A 20,002-nucleotide genomic window follows, 5' to 3' on the forward strand; every position below is an offset into this window, starting at 1 on the left:
ATCAAATTTCAAAACAATCACTTAATTGGTCGATACTACATGGCTGAAAAAGGTAATCAAGACTTTTTGTAAGAAAGTGCTGGAGGCAACCGATTCCGCTCTGTATAATGCCGCGGCAATATTTTATCTTTTTCACAGCCCACCCTGGTGAGATATTGCCCATGCTACGTATCGCTAAAGAAGCTCTGACGTTTGACGACGTCCTCCTGGTTCCAGCCCACTCCACGGTTCTGCCTAACACCGCAGAGCTCGGCACTCAACTGACCAAAACCATCCGCCTGAACATCCCTATGCTGTCCGCAGCCATGGATACCGTTACCGAATCCGGCCTGGCCATCGCGCTGGCGCAGGAAGGCGGCCTGGGCTTCATCCACAAAAACATGTCCATCGAGCGCCAGGCTGAAGAAGTCAGCCGCGTGAAAAAACATGAAAGCGGCGTAGTCACCGACCCGCAGACCGTTACCCCGGCCACCACGCTGCAGGAAGTGAAAGAGCTGACCGCGCGCAACGGCTTCGCCGGTTATCCGGTCGTCACCGAAGACAACGAGCTGGTCGGCATCATTACCGGCCGCGACGTGCGCTTCGTGACCGATCTGACTCAGCCGGTGACTGCGGTGATGACGCCGAAAGATCGCCTGGTCACCGTGAAAGAAGGTGAAGCGCGCGACGTGGTGCTGCAGAAGATGCACGAAAAGCGCGTAGAAAAAGCGCTGGTGGTGGACGACAGCTTCCACCTGCTGGGCATGATCACCGTTAAAGACTTCCAGAAAGCGGAACGTAAGCCGAACGCCTGTAAAGACGAGCACGGCCGTCTGCGCGTGGGCGCGGCGGTCGGCGCCGGCGCCGGCAACGAAGAGCGCGTTGATGCGCTGGTGGCGGCAGGCGTTGACGTTCTGCTGATCGACTCCTCGCACGGCCACTCCGAAGGCGTGTTGCAGCGCATCCGCGAAACCCGCGCCAAATACCCGGATCTGCAGATCGTCGGCGGCAACGTCGCGACCGCGGCGGGCGCCAAAGCGCTGGCTGAAGCCGGCGTGAGCGCGGTGAAAGTGGGTATCGGCCCTGGCTCCATCTGTACCACCCGCATCGTGACCGGCGTAGGCGTACCGCAGATCACCGCCATCGCCGACGCGGTGGAAGCGCTGGAAGGCACCGGTATTCCGGTTATCGCCGACGGCGGCATCCGCTTCTCCGGCGATATCGCCAAAGCGATCGCCGCGGGCGCCTCTTGCGTGATGGTCGGCTCCATGCTGGCGGGTACCGAAGAATCTCCGGGCGAAATCGAGCTGTATCAGGGGCGCTCGTTCAAATCTTACCGCGGCATGGGCTCGCTGGGCGCGATGTCCAAAGGCTCTTCCGACCGTTACTTCCAGACCGATAACGCCGCCGACAAACTGGTGCCGGAAGGTATCGAAGGCCGCGTGGCCTATAAAGGCATGCTGAAAGCCATCGTGCACCAGCAGATGGGCGGCCTGCGCTCCTGCATGGGCCTGACCGGCTGCGCCACCATCGACGATCTGCGCACCAAGGCGGAGTTCGTGCGCATCAGCGGCGCTGGCATTCAGGAAAGCCACGTGCACGACGTGACCATCACCAAAGAGTCGCCGAACTACCGCATGGGCTGATGCCTTAACCTCTCCTGAGTGAGAGGCCGGGGTGGGGCGCTAAGCCCCATCCCGAAAACATACATTTTCGCTCTTTTTCTCTTGTTGCTGGAATTCGCCTCACATGACACAAAATATCCATAAGCATCGCATCCTCATACTGGACTTCGGTTCGCAATACACCCAACTGGTCGCCCGCCGCGTGCGCGAAATCGGCGTTTACTGCGAACTGTGGGCCTGGGACGTTAGCGAAGAGCAGATCCGCGAATTCAACCCAAGCGGCATCATCCTGTCCGGCGGCCCGGAAAGCACCACCGAAGCTGGCAGCCCGCGCGCCCCTGACTACGTGTTCAACGCCGGCGTGCCGGTGCTGGGCGTGTGCTACGGCATGCAGACCATGGCGATGCAGCTGGGTGGCCATGTGCAGGGCTCCAACGAACGCGAGTTCGGCTACGCGCAGGTGGAAATCGTCAACGAGAGCGCGCTGCTGCGCGACATCGAAGACGCCATCAGCCCGGCCGGCAAACCGCTGCTGGACGTGTGGATGAGCCACGGCGACAAAGTGACCGCGATCCCGTCCGACTTCGTGACCGTCGCCAGCACCGATACCTGCCCGTTCGCCATTATGGCCAACGAAGAAAAACGCTTCTACGGCGTGCAGTTCCACCCGGAAGTGACCCACACCCGTCAGGGCCAGCGCATGCTGGAGCGCTTCGTACTGGACATCTGCCAGTGTGAGGCCCTGTGGACGCCGGCGACCATCATCGAAGATGCGGTTGAGCGCATCCGCGAGCAGGTGGGTGAAGACCACGTGATCCTCGGCCTGTCCGGCGGCGTTGACTCCTCCGTGACCGCGATGCTGCTGCACCGTGCCATCGGCAAGCGCCTGACCTGCGTGTTCGTCGACAACGGCCTGCTGCGCTTGAACGAAGCCAAGCAGGTGATGGAAATGTTCGGCGACCACTTCGGCCTGAACATCGTGCACGTCGAGGCGGAAAACCGCTTCCTGACCGCGCTGGCGGGCGTCGACGAGCCGGAAGCCAAGCGTAAAATCATCGGCCGCGTGTTCGTTGAAGTGTTCGACGAAGAAGCCTGCAAGCAAGAGCAGGTGAAATGGCTGGCGCAGGGCACCATCTATCCGGACGTAATTGAATCCGCCGCTTCCGCCACCGGCAAAGCGCACGTGATCAAGTCGCACCACAACGTGGGCGGCCTGCCGAAAGAGATGAAGCTGGGCCTGGTCGAGCCGCTGAAAGAGCTGTTCAAAGACGAAGTGCGCAAAATTGGCCTGGAACTGGGCCTGCCGTACGACATGCTGTACCGTCACCCGTTCCCGGGCCCGGGTCTGGGCGTGCGCGTGCTGGGCGAAGTGAAGAAAGAGTACTGCGATCTGCTGCGCCGCGCCGACGCCATCTTCATCGAAGAGCTGCACAAAGCCGATCTGTACAACAAAGTCAGCCAGGCGTTCACCGTGTTCCTGCCGGTGCGCTCGGTCGGCGTGATGGGCGACGGCCGCAAATACGACTGGGTGGTCTCCCTGCGTGCGGTGGAAACCATCGACTTCATGACCGCGCACTGGGCGCATCTGCCGTATGACTTCCTCGGCCGCGTGTCCAACCGCATCATCAACGAAGTGGACGGCATCTCCCGCGTGGTGTACGACATCAGCGGCAAGCCGCCGGCGACGATCGAGTGGGAATGATGAACAGCTAATTACTGACTATCAGTGATTATTTAAAAACCCCCGTTGCAGCCTTGCTGTTCGGGGGTTTTCTCTTTCTGACTATCAATTACTATTCTTGAAAGCATTCAATTTCTGACGGTACCTTTGACGGTATATCCACTTTCGCTGTACTCTCGGCCTAATCCGTTCACCACCTTTTTGGTAAATATTGACGGTATCAACCACAGCAGAGAGTAGCCGGCATGCTCACAGATACGAAACTGAAAAACCTGAAGCCAAGAGAGAAACTCTATAAGGTCACCGATCGTGATGGTCTATACGTTGCCGTGCAACCAAGCGGATCGGTCTCATTCCGGTATGACTATAGAATTAATGGCCGGCGTGAGACGCTGACGATTGGCCGGTATGGCCCTGACGGTATCACATTGGCTGAGGCGCGCGACGAACTCAATACCGCCAAAAAGATGGTGGATGCAGGCCAGTCGCCGGCTGCGGCGAAGCGTGACGGTATCATGCAAATAAAAGGGGCGGAAAATTTCTCTGATTATACCGTCGCCTATATGAAACACGTCCGCCTTGCGGATAGCACTCGGGCGATGAAACAGGCAGTGATCGACAGAGATATCCTACCAACGCTGGGGAAAAAGCTTCTGCATGAAATCACTACGCCAATGCTCCGCACACTGTGCGACAAGATAGTAGACCGCGGCGCCAGGGCTACGGCGATCCAAGTGCGGGAAATTGTCAGTGCCGTTTTCACCCATGCTATTGACCGCGGACACGCAGTGCCAAACCCGGCGGCAAATATCAAAGCATCCAGCATTGCCACATTTGAAGAACGCGACCGCGCGCTAGAGCCTTGTGAGATCGGGTTGTTCTTCAATGCCCTAAACTCTACCGGCGCAGCATCTTCATTAAAGCTGGCTTTGAAGCTGATACTGATCACGATGGTGCGCAAGGGGGAGCTGACAGATGCCACTTGGAAGGAAGTTGATTTTTCTTCAGCGCGCTGGACGATACCAGCGGAACGTATGAAGGCGGGGCGGCCGCATGTTGTTTATCTGTCTCAGCAGGCGATCGACATCATGGTTGCACTTCAAGTTGCAGCGTGTGGTTCCGATTACATCCTTCCTGCCAGGTATAACCCAAGAAAATCTATGTCTAACTCTGCGCTTAACCGGGTGATCAATACGACCAATGAAAAAATTAGGGAATCAGGAAAAGAAATAGCACACTTCACAGTTCACGATCTGCGTAGAACTGCCAGCACGCTGTTGCATGAAGAGGGGTTTAATACGGATTGGATTGAGAAATGTTTGGCCCATGAGCAGCGCGGCGTGCGCGCGGTATACAACAAAGCAGAGTATGCCGAACAACGCCGGGATATGCTGCAGCAATGGGCCAATATGGTGGATGAGTGGATTGAATCGGAGCGGGTAAAGTAGAAATCAATTTTGCCGCGCGCTGACTGATGCCAGGCACTGATCGAACATGGCTATTTTTGGGCTTTGTGCGAACCGGCGCTTTCCGCCGGAATACGCGTAAGTGCATGGTTGATTGCCGTGTAGCTTCCGCTCGATAAGCTGGTGGTCAACCAACGTAGCCAGCGCGCGGCTAAGGGCATGTGACGAGATTGGCTTATGCTCCATTTCGTACAGTTCCTTTATCTTTGCATAGCCGATGTTCTCGTTGTCTTTCACGATCTGCATAACATCATCACGGTTGTGTTTCATGATGCGATCCTCACTGCTGCTGGTATGGTAAAACCGCCGGGGAGCAGCTCGACGTCATTCCGAGGGCATTCGTTACCCCAATGGTGCCAGCCTGGCGCGTCACCTCTGCTGAAAAGTTCAATTCGTGACACGTCACCATATAACCGCTCGAGACGATGCCGAGCCTCCCATGGCTTCGCGCTGTGCTGCGTGATTGGCGCATAGATCACCTGCTTCACAGATGCATCCTGTCGTTCAAGGCCGGCGCCGCGAACAGCAACGAGCATTGATTCTTGGTTGCCGCGACTGTAATTCCCGGGATTCATTCTTGTGACGCCGTTTAGCAGATCGAGAAAGTCGTAAAAGTCGACCAGGCCATCTTCGATAGCGGCGTTAACGGTACGCTCTGCCAGTTCGTTGAACTTCACCCACGTGAAAAGGAACATCTGCCGAACGTCGAATCCCCAAGCTACTGCAAGCTCCTTGGCTTGGTCGGCATGCGTACCGGTATACCACATTGCTAATACGCTGTTTTCTTCTGCGATTGACCACACAGGAAGCCGTTTCAAGTCCTGCAGCGTCATCGTGCTGTAGTGGTTGCCGGCGGCGCCGTTGCTGATTTTGTTGCCGTACTGCCATGGCGGATCTGCCATTATAAGGTCGTACTGTCGCTCAGCCATTGATCGCCTCCGCCATCTTAACGATCAGCACAGTCAGGCCGATCGACAGAAACCAAAACACGAACAGGCCAGCAAACATATAGGCCCACGCATTACGCATCATGTGACGTTTGATATTCATGCCGCGCGCTCCTGTACTGGCCGTTGCTTGCGCTGGCGGACATCGGGGGAATAATCCGGCGTGCGGCCGGTGTTTTCGGCCTGTTGCTTATCGAGCCACGCTTCTACTTCGTCCTTGTTCCAGGCCACCGTGCGGTTGGTAAGTGCAAAGCGCTGCGGGAACTCTCCTGCCTTTTCCAGTTTGGTGATCTGCGACTCCGACATGGGAACCATCGCCAGGAGCTGTGGTTTTCGAATTGCTGCTTTCATTGCTTCTCCTTTGGCGGGGCCGTAGCCCCGCGGCGGTTGGTTACATTGGGACTTCGTTCAACTCATCGCGACGGATGTTGTAGACATCGGTAGCTGCCTGTAACTGTTCTTCATGTGGCGCCAGAACGTGGGCACCGTATTTATAGGCTTTGTCCAGTTCTTCCACGCTTGCGGCTTTGTTTGCCGCTTCGGTAAATGCAGCCAGCAGATCGTCAGGAGACCGCTCATCTTGGTTCACGGCCTTGATCTCTTTTTCCGGCTTCTTACCGTTGATAAGGCTATTTACGCCGGCGGCGCTGGTGGCGGGTGGGGTGACGTCGCGTTCAACGCGTGGTTTGGTTTCCTCAAGCTCGTCAGGGGTATAGACACCCAGAAGAACATCGGGGGCATGTAGGCGTGACCAGCGTTTGGTGCACAGGTATGCCAGTTGTTGCTTTGGATCGTGTTCCCAAAGCGGTGAGTTGCGCACGCCGGCATCTTTCATGCTGATAGTGAGGTAGCGAGGTTCGGTTTCTCCGCGTAACGTTGCCCATACCGTTACCGTCAGATCAGCAGACTTATCATTTTTGCCGTTTACCTTCGACCAGTCGCCATCCCATTTGAAATTAAGGCGGGTGGCCAAAAGATTGGATGATGAGACTACTGCGTTAACAAGCTGCGCCTCATAGCCAAGCGATCCGTTAACTACGTGGGTTTTCTGCGCTACAGCAAATGGATTCATACCCCACTGCGCCGCTTGCATCGTTACTGCCAGGCAGTCCGCTGGCTTCCCTGCCAGGTGCTGCGGAACGGTTGCTTTGCTTTGCGCCATCAGTTCGGCGAAGCGAACAAGCCGATCCATCCCCTCCGGGCTGAATATGGCCGCTGCAGTTCCTACTGTGGCGCTGTGTTGAGATGTCAAAGAGAGTTCGTTGCTCATGCGTATTGGTCCTGTTTGCGCGCCCATGCTGGGCGTTGAATTTTTTCGACGCCGCCCCATTCATCGGTGATGCGGCACTGGTGATAGGTATTCAGATCCCGGCGGTAGAGTCGGTGACCCTCGTCTACGTCTGCTGCGTCGAGTTCAAAAACGCGTACCGGGTAGCGGCCGCAGTCGATCGTCTCGCTGACAGCCAGGAAGAAAAATCCAGGAGTTTCGCCGGTGACTTGCTGGAATCCATCGCGATACATGGCATCCTGGACGTGATAGCGGAATTCATCGATGTGGCGAGGGAAGCGATCCATATCGGCCACCTTTTTCACATCGATGATGTAAGGGTGATCGCTTAGGTACCGGTCTGGCCGGGACCGGCACAACTCACCAGTTTCCGAATCAGTCCAGTAAAATGAAGATTCGCAATGGCCGTCAGCTTCTAGCATCCAGCGCGCCGCGGGGTGAGCCATAACGCTGTCGCGCATTAACTGAAGTTTCCGTCCTTGCTCTGCGTCCATGACGGTTTTACCGGTATGCTCGCAGTCTTTCAGGAATGCCGCCTCGGCTTCCTTGCCGACGGTGGTGCGCCGGTTAAATTCTGGCGCGATGATGAACCGCTTGCTGAATTCGTCCGGCTCAAGCAACTTGCAATGCAGCGCCGTTCCCATGTCCAGTGCTTTCAGCTTTTCAGTATCGACCGGTGCCGCCTTGATCCACTGCAGCAGCGCCGGGTTCTTGGCTACCATATCCAGCTGAGACTTACTCACGCCGTCGCCGGCGTGGTAATCCTCGTTTGAAATGTCGTGATAGATACCTTGTTTCATCACGCCACCTCATCGAATTGGTGGCGCCGGCGGTATATCTCCAATGCGCGCTGACGCTTGACCAGCTCCGTTATGCAATCCCAAATAGCCGCACCTGCCATTTCCTGGTACTCGGTAGAGTCGGTACCCAGGGCTAACGCCTCCTGATCAAAGTCCGGCGGAAGGTACTTGCTGATGAAAGCGGTGAATCCATGGATCGGCACCTTCTTATCCAGCGTCTCAACCTCTGCATAAACTGCTTCGTTGTCCTGCTCCGTGAAGCCGGCAACGATATTTTCAATATCGATAGCCTGTTGTGCGTTCATATTTACGCTCCGATCCGGTTTGCGGTATCGATCGCTAACCGTGTTGTAAACGCCCAATTAAGGGCTTCGCCGAAATCTGCAAACCGCCAACTGACACAGCCGCAGACGGTCACGCAGAAAATCCCGTTGATGGTTTGAGAAATCATTATCATCTCTTTAAGTTACCCATTGGGTAACCATTAAGGTCAAAGGAATGCACGGAATCCGTGCTGTTTCACCGCATCATCGCGGTGCCTCAATTCCTGCCTGATTGTTAAAGAGCATCATTACCAATCTGGTAACTTCTTGAGGTAATAATCGACCGTAAAAGGGTTGCTGTCAATAGTCAGTAATAGAAAAAGTTACCCAAAAGGTAATTATTGATGGCATGAGAAACCGCCGCATGGCGGTAACTTGTTGTCATGAAATGGGATTATCTTGTTAGATTCGCGCCTGCTGCATCACGAACTCAATGAACGATTCGATCTTGGCTTTATCTTCGGCAGGCAACTGCGCGTATTGTGATCGATCATAGTTAATCAGGGTAGGGTCTTTCGGCTTCAGCAGCAGCTCATAGCCGCGGCGCCCGAACGCACCGGCGATCGCTTCCAGGCTGTTGATGGTGATATTGCCTTCACGGCTCAGCACCCGGTTAACCGTGGACTGGCCAACGCCGGCGGCGGCGCCAACTTTAGCCTGGCTGGAAAGCTCGCGGTTGTTGCTCATCCACAATTCCAGATTGCTCGCCACAATGGCTCCGACTTCGGTTTCCTCTTGCACTGCTTCGGCGCCGGCGGCCATTGCCATCATGTGATCGCGGTCAAGCCAAAACTTAGGCTTATTCGCTGCAATCTCAAGCTTGCGCGCCACTGAGTCGCCGATCGTCTTGTGGTTTTTGTCTGTCGCCGGCTTCAACCAACGGCTGATCACGTTGGCATTAATCTCCAGCCGTTCCGCCAGGCGTACTTGTCGGCCATCGAAATCACGGTTGATGATGTCGCGGAGGTTCTCGCGGCGGATGTCGTTAATGCTTTTCATAGTGGTTTCACAGTCCCTTGAATAGGTTGTTGCCTGTATTTAAAACAAAATTACCTAAATGGTAAACGAACCGGAAAGGTAACAAACTTGCGAATTGGCACCATTTAGGTAATTATCTGCTCGATCAAACATTGAAAAGAGGCAGGATATGGAGCCGTTTAACTTCAAACAATTCTGGCTGGGGATGAGCAAAGATGAGCGTGATGCGTTTGCAGTAGAAGCCGGCACCACCGCGCTTTACATCATGACGCATACGCAAAGGAAGACGCGAATGCCAAAGAAAAAGTTCATTGATCAGCTGTTTAAGGCGTGCAAGAAAAGAAAGCCGGATTTGACTAAGCAGGAGCTGGTGCTGTTCTTCTACTGATTAACAACACCATATCAAGGGTCGCTAACGCGGCCCTTTTTTATTGCTCCATGGTCTTGGGTAATAAAAATCCATTTGTGGTTGATCTATTTTTGCTTTGCATGCATTCTTACATCACTGACGACAGTAAAAGAGGCCTATGAATGAAAATTGTTACCCGGGCCGAGGCCATAAATCTCGGTCAACTCCGGTTCTATACCGGCAAGCCTTGCCGTAATGGTCACTACTCTGAGCGCTTTACGAGTAACGGCGTTTGCGTGGAATGTTCCGCGCAACACTCATCCGCTTACCGCAAGCACATCAAGAAACTGATCCACGACGCCAGGGCAAAAGTAGCGGAGGTGAGCTGATGGCCGGCGACTGGATAAAAATGCGTTCTGACCTTCACACGCATCCGAAAATTGTCCGCATGGCGTCCGCATTGAAAGCGGACAGACTTCGGATTGTTGGCGGACTACATTCCGCATGGTGTCTTTTTGATGTCCATTCTGTTGACGGATTCCTTGACGGTTACAGTCCTGAAACGCTCGACGACATGATCGGATTTCCTGGATTTTCTCGCGCAATGATGGCTGTTGGCTGGCTGGAAGTTGACGGCGAAAACCTCGTAATTCCCAGATTTGACGAGCATAACGGGCAGTCTGCCAAGCGTCGCGCGCAGGATGCAGCGAGGAAAAGAAGCGTCCGCAAAATGTCCGCATCGCAAGCGGACAAAATGACGACCAGAGAAGAGAAGAGAAGAGAAGATCTAAAAGATAAAGATCCCCCTCTTACTCCCCCAAAGCAAAAACAAGCTTATCCCTATCCGGAAGGATTGAACGTATCCGCCTGGGAGGAGTGGAAGCAGTATCGACGTGATTTGAAGATCAAGGCGTATGCACCAACGCCAAGAAGCGAAGGGGCGGCAATCACGAATCTGTTGAAGCTGTCAGGTGGAGATCTGCAGGTGCAGGCAGAAATCATCAAGCAAAGTATGGCCAATAGTTGGCATGGGTTATTTGAACTTAAGACAGGAGGCAACCATGAGACAGGCGGGCGATATGGTGCGGGACCTGATTACAAAGGCAACGCAGTCGAAGCAGTTCACGCAGCAACAGCCAGGATGCGAGAGCAATACGGACTCACAAGCCCTGGACAGAACAATCAGGATATGGGATCGCATGGTGGAACTGTATTCGGACAAATGGACCAGACGGAACGGACTGACCCCGTCATCACTCTGGATCAACGCGATTGGAAAGCTGTCTGACGCTCAGATCAAGTCCGGCATAGGTGAGTGCATGAGGCAGTGCCTGGTTGAAGGAAATAAGTTTGCTCCTGACTTATCCGACTTCTTGGCATACGTCAGCAGCAGCACAAAGCATGGCCTTGGAATCGACGTTGACGAGGTGATGCAGGAGTTTAACGCCTACTGCAAGAACCGAAGCCGCTACAGCTGCGCGGAAACATATCCTTGGAAGCATCCGGTTTTCTACTGGATATGCTGTGACCTTCGCTCTGAGATGATCCAGAAAAACCTTACCAGCGCAGAACTGGAAAAGCTGGCAAAGAAAAAACTGAATGCTTGGGGCGCCAAAGTGCAGGCTGGAGAATCGATCCCCGATCCGGTTCCACTGCTCTCTGAAAAAGCATCCTCACGGAAACGTGGTGCACCTGGTGCTGGCCATTCAGCAGCAATGGAAATGCTGGCAAGATTGAGAAACGGAAAACCGAATACGAATTGAAATGCTGAAATTCCTGCGGCCACGGTGGCTAGATTGCGTTAAGTGCCTTTATGGCATGTAGCGAGGTGGGTTAAGCCATGAAATCGATTGTAAGGCCGTACAGAGAGTTTTAGCACATGTGCGATTTGTGAGAGTAATCGCTATTTTTTAGTTGCAAATAATTACCTAATTGGTAATGATTACCTAAAAGGTGATTTAAGGAGTGAGCAGTGAAGCGAGTTGCAAACCGTTCCTTTGCCCTTGGCCGCCTTAAGACCGGGCAGATGAATAAGACCGAAGAGGCGTATTTCTCTGAACTCAATACGCAGAAGTCATCTGGTCTGATCGCCTGGTTCAAGTTCGAAGGGGTAAAGCTACGCCTGGCAGATAACACGTTTTACACGCCTGATTTCGCAGTAATGCGCGCAGACGGAACGATGGAACTGCACGAGGTGAAAGGATTTTGGACTGACGACGCCAGGGTAAAAATCAAAGTCGCCGCGGATATGTACCCATTCAGGTTTATCGCGCTCAAGGCCAAAAGCAAAAAGGCCGGCGGTGGCTGGCAGCAAGAGGAGTTTTAACGATGGACAACATCGACGATGCAAACGAGCGCGCAGCCACATACCTGCAGGCGCAGATCGATGCAGTAACCAAAAAGTCATCACTGCCGGCGGCGCATGAATGCGACGAGTGCGGCGAAGAAATCCCAGAAGCACGGCGCAGAACCGTGCCAGGTGTCCGGCTTTGCATTGACTGCAAAGAACTGGAAGAACTGAACCAACGCACACACAGGTAAGGATTTGATAATGAAAAATATCGTTGAAAATCAAGATATAAAAACTGATAAGCCGTTGCCAATGAGTTATGAAGCATTGAAGGCTGAGCGCGATGCGCTGGCCGTGGAGAATCAGGCGCTGAAGGCGATTAATGATGATCGCCGCATGTTCATCATGAATGGAGTGCAGTTGGGTTACATCAAGGTGCCGACAGTGGAAGTGGACCCGGCATTAGAAACCATTCGCATTGCTGTATCGCCACAAGTACCAACCCCGGCCACTGACGCAGTACTTGCAGCTATCCGCACGGAGTCACATATCGCTGGCGTTGAAGCTGCAGCCAATCGCATCGGCGTGATTTCGCTGAAATATAACCCAGGTCAAAAGCATGAGCTGATCAAGGCAATTGGTCGCGAGGTTATCAAGTACGCCACCGAGCTGCGGGAGGCCAAATGAAGGTCACCGAAACCAAAGTTTTGAGCATCGAAATCACTGAGGTCGAACGCCTCGACCCTATCCGTGTAATGGCTGAAAACTACGTGCCAGGGAAAGGCCGTATCACTATCACCTGCTTCGGTAAGGCATGGACTTCTTTCTGGCCTGCAATGGGTGGAGATACTGTCCAGCAGTTTTTAATCCGCGTTTCGAATGACTACCTGATCGGTTGCCTTTCGCCAATGATGCGCAGTGAAGTGGATGACGACAACGAAGCGAACCTGGAGTTTGTGAAGGCCGAAATCTGCAAGCTGCGCCGCTCTGGTGAAATCGACAACGCAAAAGCGCGGGACATGTGGGAATCAGCAGAGTGCAGCGATGACGTTAAGGCTGATTGCTGCTCCTGGAGTAATGGCTCCGTGCTTCTTGAGCTGCTGGGTGATGACCCCTATTACGCCAAATGGCCAACCGTCCCTAACCACGAATACCAATACCTTGAGCGCATCCTAGATGCCGTGCGTGAAGCGTTGAAGCAATTGGAGGCCAAATGAAAGAGCGCCCAGTGGCCTACTACAACGAAATCGACCCATACGCTGCGCAGTGGCTGCGCAACCTGATAGCCGCCGGGCATATCGCGCCCGGTGATGTTGATGAACGCTCGATCGAGGATGTGAAACCTGATGACCTACGAAACTACACCCAATGCCATTTCTTCGCAGGGATCGGCGTCTGGTCATATGCCCTCCGCAACGCAGGATGGCCTGAGGATAAACCGGTCTGGACAGGCTCCTGTCCGTGCCAGCCTTTCAGCACGGCAGGCAAAGGCAGCGGGTTTGATGACGAGCGGCATCTGTGGCCTCACTTCCATTGGCTCATTAGCGAGTGCAGACCTCAGCACGTGCTTGGCGAGCAAGTTGCAAGCGGCAACGCAAATGCTTGGTTCGACCTTGTACAAGCTGACGTGGAAGCAATGGGTTACGCCTTCGGGCTTGTCCCGTTCCCGTCTGCGGGCGTCGGCGCTCCGCACATCAGAGATCGAGCGTACTGGGTGGCCAACGCCAACGGCGAACGCTGGAACCGGAGCGGGAACAGAGGGACGTCAGGGTGGAATGAATATTCAATCAGCAGCGTCGCTAACCGGCTGGCCGACTCCAACGACAATCGACAACAATCAAGTACGCGGCGAAGCGGCGGCGGCGAATGCACCTCAGAGGGGAACAACGATCGGCGGTGCGGCGAGGCTTGCGGGCTGGCCGACGCCGATGGCAGGAACCCCAGCACAGAACGGGAACAATGCGGCAGGGAATACGGACAGCAGCAGAAAGACTCTAGCATTGTGTGGAAGGGAAATACACGGGAGCGGGATTCCATTAACTCCGATGCCGGCGCCAGCCCGGTTAACGGCTTCTGGAGAAATGCTGACTGGTTGTTCTGCCGGGATGAAAAGTGGCGGCCAGTTAGACCCGGCTCATTCCCGCTGGTTAATGGGGCTGCCGCCAGAGTGGGACGACTGCGCGCCTACGGCAATGCCATCAACGCGGAAGCGGCAAAAGTCTTCATAGCGGCATATTTGGATTCCCAGCATGGCTAAGCGTAAGAGCAACAGAGCGGCGCGGAGATTGTTGTGCATGCCGGTATGGCTGAGCAACAGAAAGCAGATGTCAGGCTGGCCATCGACAATCCGCACAGTCTACTTCGCCGACAAAGGCAAGCCATCCCGCAGCCAGCGCCGAGCAAAGCGCATTGTCGAAGAGGCACGAATCGAGCGGAACTTCTGGATGAATGTTAATGCTGGCATGAGCGATAACGAGGCGTATGCAGCTGCGGTAAAAACGGTTAAGGGCGAGGCCCAGGAGAAAGCATTATGAGCACGTTAATCGGCGTAATTCGCATTCTGATTTTGGTGGTGGCAATCCTGCAGATCAAGGTAGTTACAGTAACCGCTACCGGGTTCGGGTCGTATTTCCTCGCAGGATTACTGTTCAGCCTCTACTGCTGGGCAATCCTGAAGCTTCTGGACTACCTCAAGGACTACAGTCATGGACAATAAGCTGAGCGAACTGAACAAACCAAGGGCGTTCGTTGTTACCGGCGGGAAAATGTATCAAGACCGCGCCTTCACGGATAAATCAACGGCTGAACGATCCAAAGCCGATCGGCATGATGGCGCAGTCGTTGAGCCGCTCTACTCGCAAGAGTACGTCTCCGCCCTGCTAGCAGAGCTGGAAGCGAAGGATAAGCGCATCGTAGCTCTTGAACGTATCAACAAGGCTCAGGAAGACCACATAAATCAGCAGCAGGACAGGATCGAATCGCTGGAGAAGAAAAACGGAGATTTAGGCCATGGACTGCAGGCGGCTGAAAAACGTATCGCTGGACTGGTGGCGCGGCTGGCTACGCCGGTGCGGTTGCCTGAGCCGTGCGCGTTTAACTTATGCGACCTTGTTGATCGCGACGCTGTAATTGCATCGTTGCGCGAACAGGGCTTCACCGTAGAGGGGGATGAGTAGGATGGACAAGCTAGCTGAAACTGAGAGAGTCAGTAGAGAAAATCAGCGTGTTGTACGCGTTAATATCGGAGTTTTGAAGTCCGCCATTCGTGAAATCGAAGCACACGCGAAAGTAAATGGCAAAGGGGTTTTCACAGACATGGTGCTGAATGCGCTGAATTCTGCGGTTCAAAGGGATGAGTAGCCATGAGAAGACATATTTGCTCTGCGCTGATGGCGCTCATCGGCGGCACCCTGGGGCTCGGCATCTACAACGTCGAGTGGTTCCGGTTCGTGATGGCCACTGTTGGCTCGATTGGTCTGCTGGCTTTGCTGACTTACTTCGCTATGGGGAAAACTAAATGGCACTAACGACTGAGAAGTTGAATAGCAGCGATGAACAAATCTGCGACGGAGACTCTGCCGAAACTATCGAGGAAAACCCGAAATCGTGGGCTGCGTGGAAACGCGAAGCTGAACGGCTCCAGGCCATTATCGATGCTAACCGGGAGGCGCAGCCGGTGGCGTTCTATGGGAGCAATGGTGCCTACTACAACACAAGCAAGGCAGCCATAAAAGATGGGTGCGAAGACGTCACCCCACTCTACACCGCCCCGCCAGCGCCAGCAGTGGTAAATGGCCGAACCGCAGAAGGCTGGATGGCAGAGGCATTGCTGCAGAAAAGCGTAGCTGACGCTTTGCGCAAATCGTTGCCAGCAGTGCCGGAGGAAGCAAAGCTTGGTGAAATGCCATTCCTTGGTAATAGTGAGCCAGGTTACGTTAGAGGCTGGAACAACTGCCGCGCCGCAATGCTGGCTCAACCTGTAAGTGGCGGTTACAAGTTGGTACCGGCAGAGGCAACCGAAGACATGATCGCCGCCGCAATGAACTGTGACGACGTGTCATTCAATGCCGACGAAACTTTCTGCGTTAACTTCGGCAACATCTACGCCGCAATGCTGTCAGCAGCGCCGGAGGGTGGGAATGGCTAAGAGCGACGAACAACGCAAGGCTGACGCGCGCGACCGTAAGCGCGCCCAGCGCCAACGCGAAAGAGAAGCGGCGAGCAGCGCCGCTGTAAGCGGCCGTCGCCGGATTACGTTCGAGGTTAGCGATCACATCTTCGAACAGATCAAGGCCAACTGTAGTGCGCGTCGGCCGGGGAAAGAGCCGTACAGCGTCGATGAATATTTCGAATTGCTGGCGGTGCAGGACATCAATCAACTGAAGCGCCAGCTTGAGGAACTGGCCAGCCATAAATGCCAGTGCGGTGAATCGATGCCTGGTCCTGCCGGCGGGTGTTACCGCAACGGAGAAGCGGCGTGCGGTCAGACACAGATCTGGCGAGAGTTGATGCTCAAGACGCTGTAACCGGCAGCGGAAAATTTGACTCATCTGGTCTAAAATATTACTGTTCATACATACAGTATTTGCAGGTGAGTTATGAGCAAGAAAGCAGACATTTATCAGGTGGTCTACAGGGGAGAGTGGCTGCAGCAATTTGTTCCAGGTGGATGGGTTTTCTTTCAACGTAATATCGAATATGGCGGTGGATATTGGCTTGGCAGGACATACGAGAATGTCTTCATGATCGAGTATGAGCGGCCGGTTTCGCTTAACGAGGGCATCCAGTTTATCCTTGCGATAATGGCGATAGAGCGCAACTCGCCGACATTTGATGATGATTTCGAGCTGGTGTGACGTGTCACACAATAAATCGTGACAATGAAACAAGGTCACACAAGATAAAACCGCCGCTTGGCGGTTTTTCACTGCGTGTTATGATATTACCCAGGAGGTAATTTTTATGGCAAGAGACGGTAAGCTTAACGCGCAGATGGAACGCTTCTGCCAGGAATACATCAAGAACCCGGACAACCAGACCGCGGCGGCGGCGGCTGCCGGCTATAAGAATGCGGCCGTGTCGGCGTCACGCAATATGGATAGTCCGAAGGTGCAGGAGCGCATCGCGGAGCTGATGAAGCAACGCAACAAGAGAACTAAGATCAACGCTGACTATGTGCTTAACCGGCTGATTGAAATCGACCAGATGGACGTGCTGGACATCTTGAATGATGACGGTGGCCTTAAGCCTATTAGTGATTGGCCAAAGGTTTGGCGCACAACACTCAGCGGCTTGGACATCTCAACGACAATCACAAACTTCGATGAAACCACGCTTGAGAACATGCTGAAGAAGATCAAGTGGCCAGATAAGGTGAAGAACCTCGAGCTGATCGGTAAGCACGTCGATGTTCAGGCATTCAAAGATCGCGTAGACGTCAACGTTAACGTAACCCTGGCTGATCGTATGGCCAACGCCCGCCGGCGCGCACTGGAGAAAAACACCAAGTGAGTGATGACGAAGAGCTACTCGAGCAGCAGCTTGTTGAGGATATCGCCAGCTTCACGCATGACCCTCACGGCTACGCGCTCTATGCGTTCCCCTGGGGCGAGGAGGGAACCGAGCTGCACGACTCCGCAGGGCCGCGTCAATGGCAGGGTGAAGCATTCGATGAGATTGGCGCCCACCTTCAAAACCCAGCTACCCGCCACCAACCGCTGCTAATCTGCCGCGCTTCAGGCCACGGCATCGGCAAGTCTGCCTGGATCTCTATGCTGGTGAAGTGGGGAATGGACACCTGCGAAGACTGCAAGGTAGTGGTGACCGCCAACACCGAGAACCAGTTGCGCACCAAGACCTGGCCGGAGATCGCCAAGTGGCAGCGCCTATCCATCACCAGCGACTGGTTTAACTGCACTGCTACCGCTATCTATGCCAATGACCCAGCGCACGCGAAGTCGTGGCGAGCTGACGCCGTACCGTGGTCAGAGAACAACACGGAGGCATTCGCCGGCCTGCACAACAAGGGAAAGCGCATCATACTGATTTTCGATGAGGCATCCAACATTGCCGATCTGGTGTGGGAGGTTGCCGAGGGTGCGCTGACGGATGAAGGAACCGAAATTATTTGGGTGGCATTCGGTAACCCTACGCGAAACATGGGGCGATTTCGTGAGTGCTTCCGCAAGTATCGCCACCGCTGGAAGGGTAAGCAGATCGACAGCCGCACAGTTGAGGGAACGAACAAAGAGCAGATCGCCAAATGGGAAGAGGACAACGGCGAGGATAGCGACTTCTTCAAGGTGCGCGTGCGAGGGATATTCCCTGACGCCTCGGAGACACAGTTTATACCAACAGGCCTAACTGATGCAGCGTTGGCGCGGGTGGTTACCGAGCGTGATGTGGCGCATGCACCAACAATCATCGGTGTCGACCCGGCATACTCAGGCGCCGACGACGCGGTGATCTACATGCGACGCGGGCTGCATGCGAAGCTTCTATGGCGTGGCAGCAAAACCACAGACGATCTAATCATGGCCAAACGCATTGCTGACTTCGAAGACCAGTATCACGCCGATGCTGTGCATATCGATTTCGGGTATGGTACTGGCCTGCACTCAATCGGTAGCGGCTGGGGGCGCTCATGGACACTTGTGCCATTTGGTAGCGCATCGAGCGACCCGCAGATGCTGAATAAGCGCGGTGAGATGTACAACAACGCTAAGACCTGGCTTAAGCTTGGTGGCGCATTGGATGAGCGCGAGACAGCAGAGGATTTATCAGCGGCTGAGTACAAAGTTAGGACGGATGGCAAGATAGTGCTGGAGCCGAAGGAAGACATTAAGGAGCGACTCGGGCGCTCCCCGGGTTGTGGTGATGCCTTTGTGCTGACGTTCGCCTATCCGGTGACGAAGCGCCAGCACGCATTGCCAGGCGAGAGGCTAGTAGGTGTAGTTACTGAGTACGACCCATATTTATAATATGTTATTTTCAAATTTGCTATTTAGTTCCTTCAGGTGGATGGCTGAATCGCTGTCCACCATAATCATGCCAGAATCATCGGCGCGAAGTATGTAAGGATATTCATTAACTAGATCATTACCTCGTTGCATGACTGCGTCGTATCGTTCTCTAAAAAAATTATTGCTGGTGCTTTCTTTTGTAATAGCACTTTCAAGCTCTATATTTCTATTTATTAACTCTTCTATTTGAGAGTCTTTTTCTAGTATTTTATCTTGAGATTCTTTTATTTTCTCAGCTATTCTTTGTTGTTCAAGCTCAAGCTCTTTCCTTTCTCGTTCATAGGCAACCTCTGCCTTGGCTCTTAGTCTCTCAGTGTGAATTCTACCTTCAAGTATAGTATTGTTTCTTATCCTATACATATCCATAGAACTCATGATTGGTTTGTTTTGTATTGATATCACTAGCTTTGATAGCCACGGCAAAAAAACCGATATTGCCAGTGCAGAAGATGCAGGAAAGAAAAATAATAACGACATGCTTGATACTTCTTTAATTGAATCGATTTTGTTCTCTATGGTTTTGTCGCTAAAGAATAATATCAAAATTGATTCCCAGTTACATGCAATCCAAGAAAAGGAAAATGCACCCAATATTGGGTTTTTTACTCTTTCGACTGCGGTGGCTCTCATTGCAGAAAATAATTCTTTAAAAAAATCAAGCATGGTTATCATTTCTAGTAAACTGTGTGTGCGCATGATTATAGGTAACAATATGTTTTTGTACATAAAAAAATGCCCGCGCAAGGCGGGCTAAATCCTACACACAGCATTCCAGGGTGATAACGGTCGCGGCTATCGTGAAACACCATCCACCAAGTTCCGACACCCCCTACAAGTGTTTGCACCTGATTAAGTTCGGATGATGCTTCGCGATAGCTCATCGAGAGCACCGATACCAGTTTTATACTGTGTAGTGTGATAGAAGCTGGCTCGGCTTACGCTCTCGATGATTACCATAAAGGTAATTTGTTTTGATTGTTACGTCAACATGTTAGTCAAAATAATTCTCATGTGGTTTAATTGGTAATTATTTGGGAGGGTTACGCGCATGTGCATGAGTACGCCGAAGGTTTCAACGCCACCGCAGCCACAGGCAGCACCGCAAGCGCAGGATGCTGCAGTAATTGATGCTGCCGACAAGGATAAGGCTCGACGCCGTGCAGCCGCTGGCCAACAGTCGACAATCCTTACCGGTGCGCAGGGTGCCACTGGCCAAGCCAACACCACCGGCAAAACTCTGTTGGGTGGCTGATC

34 protein-coding genes are annotated in these 20,002 nt (G+C 53.6%); 24 read left to right on the plus strand and 10 right to left on the minus strand.

Annotated features, from left to right (window positions below; translation table 11 throughout):
* The first annotated feature begins 161 nt into the window (after positions 1–161).
* The 3 genes from guaB to ACJ8J1_RS00745 all read left to right on the plus strand — a co-directional run bounded on the left by guaB (position 162) and on the right by ACJ8J1_RS00745 (position 4,733).
* Complete coding sequence (gene guaB / locus ACJ8J1_RS00735) at positions 162–1,625, plus strand: IMP dehydrogenase (protein ID WP_004941460.1); 1,464 nt, start codon at positions 162–164, stop codon at positions 1,623–1,625.
* Between the two features lie 103 nt (positions 1,626–1,728).
* Complete coding sequence (guaA, locus tag ACJ8J1_RS00740; protein ID WP_021504498.1) at positions 1,729–3,306, plus strand: glutamine-hydrolyzing GMP synthase; 1,578 nt, start codon at positions 1,729–1,731, stop codon at positions 3,304–3,306.
* 224 nt (positions 3,307–3,530) lie between these two features.
* Positions 3,531–4,733 (plus strand): tyrosine-type recombinase/integrase, encoded by a 1,203-nt coding sequence (locus ACJ8J1_RS00745; RefSeq protein ID WP_442520277.1) that lies wholly within the window; start codon positions 3,531–3,533, stop codon positions 4,731–4,733.
* Between the two features lie 3 nt (positions 4,734–4,736).
* On the opposite strand, the gene ACJ8J1_RS00750 is transcribed toward ACJ8J1_RS00745, so the two are convergent.
* From ACJ8J1_RS00750 to ACJ8J1_RS00790, 9 genes are all read right to left on the minus strand, one after another.
* A complete protein-coding gene (locus tag ACJ8J1_RS00750; RefSeq protein WP_104874738.1) occupies positions 4,737–5,021 on the minus strand; it encodes a hypothetical protein in 285 nt (94 codons plus the stop codon).
* Positions 5,018–5,680 (minus strand): MT-A70 family methyltransferase, encoded by a 663-nt coding sequence (locus ACJ8J1_RS00755; RefSeq protein ID WP_442520278.1) that lies wholly within the window; start codon positions 5,678–5,680, stop codon positions 5,018–5,020. The genes ACJ8J1_RS00750 and ACJ8J1_RS00755 overlap by 4 nt, the downstream gene beginning before the upstream one ends.
* Entirely contained in the window at positions 5,673–5,801 is a 129-nt protein-coding gene (locus tag ACJ8J1_RS00760; RefSeq protein WP_442520279.1) for a hypothetical protein, read from the minus strand. The genes ACJ8J1_RS00755 and ACJ8J1_RS00760 overlap by 8 nt, the downstream gene beginning before the upstream one ends.
* Entirely contained in the window at positions 5,798–6,049 is a 252-nt protein-coding gene (locus ACJ8J1_RS00765; RefSeq protein ID WP_089192162.1) for a helix-turn-helix transcriptional regulator, read from the minus strand. The genes ACJ8J1_RS00760 and ACJ8J1_RS00765 overlap by 4 nt, the downstream gene beginning before the upstream one ends.
* A gap of 40 nt (positions 6,050–6,089) precedes the next feature.
* The gene (locus ACJ8J1_RS00770) at positions 6,090–6,968 is read right to left on the minus strand and encodes a RecT family recombinase (RefSeq protein WP_442520280.1); all 879 of its coding nucleotides are present in this window, start codon (positions 6,966–6,968) and stop codon (positions 6,090–6,092) included.
* Positions 6,965–7,786, minus strand: coding sequence for a PD-(D/E)XK nuclease-like domain-containing protein (locus ACJ8J1_RS00775; RefSeq protein WP_442520281.1), 822 nt, complete (start codon positions 7,784–7,786; stop codon positions 6,965–6,967). Before ACJ8J1_RS00775 ends, ACJ8J1_RS00770 begins: the two co-directional genes overlap by 4 nt.
* Positions 7,786–8,091, minus strand: a complete 306-nt coding sequence (locus ACJ8J1_RS00780; RefSeq protein ID WP_442520282.1) for a hypothetical protein — start codon at positions 8,089–8,091, stop codon at positions 7,786–7,788. Before ACJ8J1_RS00780 ends, ACJ8J1_RS00775 begins: the two co-directional genes overlap by 1 nt.
* A 2-nt stretch (positions 8,092–8,093) precedes the next feature.
* A complete protein-coding gene (locus ACJ8J1_RS00785; RefSeq protein ID WP_139182614.1) occupies positions 8,094–8,237 on the minus strand; it encodes a DUF2985 domain-containing protein in 144 nt (47 codons plus the stop codon).
* Between the two features lie 274 nt (positions 8,238–8,511).
* The gene (locus ACJ8J1_RS00790) at positions 8,512–9,108 is read right to left on the minus strand and encodes a helix-turn-helix domain-containing protein (protein WP_049234886.1); all 597 of its coding nucleotides are present in this window, start codon (positions 9,106–9,108) and stop codon (positions 8,512–8,514) included.
* Positions 9,109–9,256: 148 nt separating this feature from the next.
* Here ACJ8J1_RS00790 and ACJ8J1_RS00795 point away from each other — a divergent pair, with 148 nt between their 5' ends.
* The 19 genes from ACJ8J1_RS00795 (at position 9,257) to ACJ8J1_RS00885 (ending at position 18,706) form a co-directional block, all read left to right on the plus strand.
* The gene (locus ACJ8J1_RS00795) at positions 9,257–9,475 is read left to right on the plus strand and encodes a hypothetical protein (protein ID WP_336062234.1); all 219 of its coding nucleotides are present in this window, start codon (positions 9,257–9,259) and stop codon (positions 9,473–9,475) included.
* A gap of 143 nt (positions 9,476–9,618) precedes the next feature.
* On the plus strand, positions 9,619–9,825 hold the full coding sequence (locus ACJ8J1_RS00800) for a hypothetical protein (RefSeq protein WP_033632341.1): 207 nt from the start codon (positions 9,619–9,621) through the stop codon (positions 9,823–9,825).
* Positions 9,825–10,724, plus strand: a complete 900-nt coding sequence (locus ACJ8J1_RS00805) for a DNA replication domain protein (protein WP_442520283.1) — start codon at positions 9,825–9,827, stop codon at positions 10,722–10,724. Before ACJ8J1_RS00800 ends, ACJ8J1_RS00805 begins: the two co-directional genes overlap by 1 nt.
* Positions 10,725–10,755: 31 nt before the next feature.
* Positions 10,756–11,199 carry a replication protein P gene (locus tag ACJ8J1_RS00810; RefSeq protein ID WP_442520284.1) on the plus strand — a complete coding sequence of 148 codons (444 nt, stop codon included), beginning with the start codon at positions 10,756–10,758 and terminating at the stop codon, positions 11,197–11,199.
* A 263-nt stretch (positions 11,200–11,462) separates the two neighbouring features.
* Positions 11,463–11,762: a DUF1064 domain-containing protein gene (locus ACJ8J1_RS00815; RefSeq protein ID WP_049234965.1), complete on the plus strand. Its 300-nt coding sequence runs from the start codon at positions 11,463–11,465 to the stop codon at positions 11,760–11,762.
* Between the two features lie 2 nt (positions 11,763–11,764).
* On the plus strand, positions 11,765–11,977 hold the full coding sequence (locus ACJ8J1_RS00820; protein ID WP_033648893.1) for a TraR/DksA family transcriptional regulator: 213 nt from the start codon (positions 11,765–11,767) through the stop codon (positions 11,975–11,977).
* Between the two features lie 10 nt (positions 11,978–11,987).
* Positions 11,988–12,413, plus strand: a complete 426-nt coding sequence (locus ACJ8J1_RS00825) for a hypothetical protein (protein WP_442520285.1) — start codon at positions 11,988–11,990, stop codon at positions 12,411–12,413.
* Positions 12,410–12,943, plus strand: coding sequence for a hypothetical protein (locus ACJ8J1_RS00830; RefSeq protein WP_442520286.1), 534 nt, complete (start codon positions 12,410–12,412; stop codon positions 12,941–12,943). The genes ACJ8J1_RS00825 and ACJ8J1_RS00830 overlap by 4 nt, the downstream gene beginning before the upstream one ends.
* The gene (locus tag ACJ8J1_RS00835) at positions 12,940–13,983 is read left to right on the plus strand and encodes a DNA cytosine methyltransferase (protein WP_442520287.1); all 1,044 of its coding nucleotides are present in this window, start codon (positions 12,940–12,942) and stop codon (positions 13,981–13,983) included. Before ACJ8J1_RS00830 ends, ACJ8J1_RS00835 begins: the two co-directional genes overlap by 4 nt.
* A 37-nt stretch (positions 13,984–14,020) precedes the next feature.
* Positions 14,021–14,260 (plus strand): hypothetical protein, encoded by a 240-nt coding sequence (locus ACJ8J1_RS00840; protein ID WP_442520288.1) that lies wholly within the window; start codon positions 14,021–14,023, stop codon positions 14,258–14,260.
* Positions 14,257–14,442, plus strand: coding sequence for a hypothetical protein (locus ACJ8J1_RS00845; RefSeq protein ID WP_047025459.1), 186 nt, complete (start codon positions 14,257–14,259; stop codon positions 14,440–14,442). Before ACJ8J1_RS00840 ends, ACJ8J1_RS00845 begins: the two co-directional genes overlap by 4 nt.
* Positions 14,432–14,902, plus strand: coding sequence for a hypothetical protein (locus tag ACJ8J1_RS00850; RefSeq protein WP_442520289.1), 471 nt, complete (start codon positions 14,432–14,434; stop codon positions 14,900–14,902). The genes ACJ8J1_RS00845 and ACJ8J1_RS00850 overlap by 11 nt, the downstream gene beginning before the upstream one ends.
* A gap of 1 nt (position 14,903) precedes the next feature.
* Entirely contained in the window at positions 14,904–15,086 is a 183-nt protein-coding gene (locus tag ACJ8J1_RS00855; RefSeq protein WP_442520290.1) for a hypothetical protein, read from the plus strand.
* A gap of 2 nt (positions 15,087–15,088) precedes the next feature.
* Positions 15,089–15,253: a hypothetical protein gene (locus tag ACJ8J1_RS00860; RefSeq protein ID WP_442520291.1), complete on the plus strand. Its 165-nt coding sequence runs from the start codon at positions 15,089–15,091 to the stop codon at positions 15,251–15,253.
* Positions 15,244–15,873, plus strand: coding sequence for a hypothetical protein (locus ACJ8J1_RS00865; protein WP_442520292.1), 630 nt, complete (start codon positions 15,244–15,246; stop codon positions 15,871–15,873). The genes ACJ8J1_RS00860 and ACJ8J1_RS00865 overlap by 10 nt, the downstream gene beginning before the upstream one ends.
* Positions 15,866–16,252 carry a hypothetical protein gene (locus ACJ8J1_RS00870; protein ID WP_442520293.1) on the plus strand — a complete coding sequence of 129 codons (387 nt, stop codon included), beginning with the start codon at positions 15,866–15,868 and terminating at the stop codon, positions 16,250–16,252. Before ACJ8J1_RS00865 ends, ACJ8J1_RS00870 begins: the two co-directional genes overlap by 8 nt.
* 72 nt (positions 16,253–16,324) lie before the next feature.
* The gene (locus ACJ8J1_RS00875; protein ID WP_049234898.1) at positions 16,325–16,582 is read left to right on the plus strand and encodes a hypothetical protein; all 258 of its coding nucleotides are present in this window, start codon (positions 16,325–16,327) and stop codon (positions 16,580–16,582) included.
* Positions 16,583–16,688: 106 nt separating this feature from the next.
* Positions 16,689–17,237, plus strand: a complete 549-nt coding sequence (locus tag ACJ8J1_RS00880) for a terminase small subunit (RefSeq protein ID WP_442520294.1) — start codon at positions 16,689–16,691, stop codon at positions 17,235–17,237.
* A complete protein-coding gene (locus tag ACJ8J1_RS00885) occupies positions 17,234–18,706 on the plus strand; it encodes a terminase (protein ID WP_442520295.1) in 1,473 nt (490 codons plus the stop codon). Before ACJ8J1_RS00880 ends, ACJ8J1_RS00885 begins: the two co-directional genes overlap by 4 nt.
* Here ACJ8J1_RS00885 and ACJ8J1_RS00890 read toward each other — a convergent pair.
* Positions 18,701–19,123 carry a hypothetical protein gene (locus ACJ8J1_RS00890; RefSeq protein ID WP_442520296.1) on the minus strand — a complete coding sequence of 141 codons (423 nt, stop codon included), beginning with the start codon at positions 19,121–19,123 and terminating at the stop codon, positions 18,701–18,703. The two genes, ACJ8J1_RS00885 and ACJ8J1_RS00890, sit on opposite strands and share 6 nt — an antisense overlap.
* On the opposite strand from ACJ8J1_RS00890, the gene ACJ8J1_RS00895 reads away from it, so the two are divergent.
* Together ACJ8J1_RS00895 and ACJ8J1_RS00900 are read left to right on the plus strand one after the other, a co-directional pair.
* Entirely contained in the window at positions 19,122–19,502 is a 381-nt protein-coding gene (locus ACJ8J1_RS00895) for a hypothetical protein (RefSeq protein ID WP_442520297.1), read from the plus strand. The two genes, ACJ8J1_RS00890 and ACJ8J1_RS00895, sit on opposite strands and share 2 nt — an antisense overlap.
* 294 nt (positions 19,503–19,796) lie before the next feature.
* Positions 19,797–20,000, plus strand: coding sequence for a hypothetical protein (locus tag ACJ8J1_RS00900; RefSeq protein WP_442520298.1), 204 nt, complete (start codon positions 19,797–19,799; stop codon positions 19,998–20,000).
* The last annotated feature ends 2 nt before the right edge of the window (positions 20,001–20,002 follow it).

Origin of the sequence: Serratia sp. CY37869, assembly GCF_052168895.1 — a bacterium.
GTDB classification, from domain to species: Bacteria; Pseudomonadota; Gammaproteobacteria; order Enterobacterales; family Enterobacteriaceae; genus Serratia; species Serratia ureilytica.

Excerpts from the sequence above, each read along its gene's own strand:
- ACJ8J1_RS00800 (WP_033632341.1), top strand. The coding sequence starts at position 9,619 with ATGAAAATTGTTACCCGGGCCGAGGCCATAAATCTCGGTCAACTCCGG.
- ACJ8J1_RS00850 (WP_442520289.1), top strand. The coding sequence starts at position 14,432 with ATGGACAATAAGCTGAGCGAACTGAACAAACCAAGGGCGTTCGTTGTT.
- ACJ8J1_RS00845 (WP_047025459.1), top strand. The coding sequence starts at position 14,257 with ATGAGCACGTTAATCGGCGTAATTCGCATTCTGATTTTGGTGGTGGCA.
- ACJ8J1_RS00770 (WP_442520280.1), bottom strand. The coding sequence starts at position 6,968 with ATGAGCAACGAACTCTCTTTGACATCTCAACACAGCGCCACAGTAGGA.
- ACJ8J1_RS00790 (WP_049234886.1), bottom strand. The coding sequence starts at position 9,108 with ATGAAAAGCATTAACGACATCCGCCGCGAGAACCTCCGCGACATCATC.
- ACJ8J1_RS00775 (WP_442520281.1), bottom strand. The coding sequence starts at position 7,786 with ATGAAACAAGGTATCTATCACGACATTTCAAACGAGGATTACCACGCC.
- ACJ8J1_RS00785 (WP_139182614.1), bottom strand. The coding sequence starts at position 8,237 with ATGATTTCTCAAACCATCAACGGGATTTTCTGCGTGACCGTCTGCGGC.
- guaA (WP_021504498.1), top strand. The coding sequence starts at position 1,729 with ATGACACAAAATATCCATAAGCATCGCATCCTCATACTGGACTTCGGT.
- ACJ8J1_RS00795 (WP_336062234.1), top strand. The coding sequence starts at position 9,257 with ATGGAGCCGTTTAACTTCAAACAATTCTGGCTGGGGATGAGCAAAGAT.
- ACJ8J1_RS00805 (WP_442520283.1), top strand. The coding sequence starts at position 9,825 with ATGGCCGGCGACTGGATAAAAATGCGTTCTGACCTTCACACGCATCCG.
- guaB (WP_004941460.1), top strand. The coding sequence starts at position 162 with ATGCTACGTATCGCTAAAGAAGCTCTGACGTTTGACGACGTCCTCCTG.
- ACJ8J1_RS00750 (WP_104874738.1), bottom strand. The coding sequence starts at position 5,021 with ATGAAACACAACCGTGATGATGTTATGCAGATCGTGAAAGACAACGAG.
- ACJ8J1_RS00900 (WP_442520298.1), top strand. The coding sequence starts at position 19,797 with ATGTGCATGAGTACGCCGAAGGTTTCAACGCCACCGCAGCCACAGGCA.
- ACJ8J1_RS00810 (WP_442520284.1), top strand. The coding sequence starts at position 10,756 with ATGAGGCAGTGCCTGGTTGAAGGAAATAAGTTTGCTCCTGACTTATCC.
- ACJ8J1_RS00840 (WP_442520288.1), top strand. The coding sequence starts at position 14,021 with ATGCCGGTATGGCTGAGCAACAGAAAGCAGATGTCAGGCTGGCCATCG.
- ACJ8J1_RS00880 (WP_442520294.1), top strand. The coding sequence starts at position 16,689 with ATGGCAAGAGACGGTAAGCTTAACGCGCAGATGGAACGCTTCTGCCAG.
- ACJ8J1_RS00835 (WP_442520287.1), top strand. The coding sequence starts at position 12,940 with ATGAAAGAGCGCCCAGTGGCCTACTACAACGAAATCGACCCATACGCT.
- ACJ8J1_RS00820 (WP_033648893.1), top strand. The coding sequence starts at position 11,765 with ATGGACAACATCGACGATGCAAACGAGCGCGCAGCCACATACCTGCAG.
- ACJ8J1_RS00765 (WP_089192162.1), bottom strand. The coding sequence starts at position 6,049 with ATGAAAGCAGCAATTCGAAAACCACAGCTCCTGGCGATGGTTCCCATG.
- ACJ8J1_RS00830 (WP_442520286.1), top strand. The coding sequence starts at position 12,410 with ATGAAGGTCACCGAAACCAAAGTTTTGAGCATCGAAATCACTGAGGTC.
- ACJ8J1_RS00875 (WP_049234898.1), top strand. The coding sequence starts at position 16,325 with ATGAGCAAGAAAGCAGACATTTATCAGGTGGTCTACAGGGGAGAGTGG.
- ACJ8J1_RS00760 (WP_442520279.1), bottom strand. The coding sequence starts at position 5,801 with ATGAATATCAAACGTCACATGATGCGTAATGCGTGGGCCTATATGTTT.
- ACJ8J1_RS00865 (WP_442520292.1), top strand. The coding sequence starts at position 15,244 with ATGGCACTAACGACTGAGAAGTTGAATAGCAGCGATGAACAAATCTGC.
- ACJ8J1_RS00855 (WP_442520290.1), top strand. The coding sequence starts at position 14,904 with ATGGACAAGCTAGCTGAAACTGAGAGAGTCAGTAGAGAAAATCAGCGT.
- ACJ8J1_RS00745 (WP_442520277.1), top strand. The coding sequence starts at position 3,531 with ATGCTCACAGATACGAAACTGAAAAACCTGAAGCCAAGAGAGAAACTC.
- ACJ8J1_RS00780 (WP_442520282.1), bottom strand. The coding sequence starts at position 8,091 with ATGAACGCACAACAGGCTATCGATATTGAAAATATCGTTGCCGGCTTC.
- ACJ8J1_RS00815 (WP_049234965.1), top strand. The coding sequence starts at position 11,463 with ATGAATAAGACCGAAGAGGCGTATTTCTCTGAACTCAATACGCAGAAG.
- ACJ8J1_RS00870 (WP_442520293.1), top strand. The coding sequence starts at position 15,866 with ATGGCTAAGAGCGACGAACAACGCAAGGCTGACGCGCGCGACCGTAAG.
- ACJ8J1_RS00890 (WP_442520296.1), bottom strand. The coding sequence starts at position 19,123 with ATGAGTTCTATGGATATGTATAGGATAAGAAACAATACTATACTTGAA.
- ACJ8J1_RS00895 (WP_442520297.1), top strand. The coding sequence starts at position 19,122 with ATGATTGGTTTGTTTTGTATTGATATCACTAGCTTTGATAGCCACGGC.
- ACJ8J1_RS00860 (WP_442520291.1), top strand. The coding sequence starts at position 15,089 with ATGAGAAGACATATTTGCTCTGCGCTGATGGCGCTCATCGGCGGCACC.
- ACJ8J1_RS00825 (WP_442520285.1), top strand. The coding sequence starts at position 11,988 with ATGAAAAATATCGTTGAAAATCAAGATATAAAAACTGATAAGCCGTTG.
- ACJ8J1_RS00755 (WP_442520278.1), bottom strand. The coding sequence starts at position 5,680 with ATGGCTGAGCGACAGTACGACCTTATAATGGCAGATCCGCCATGGCAG.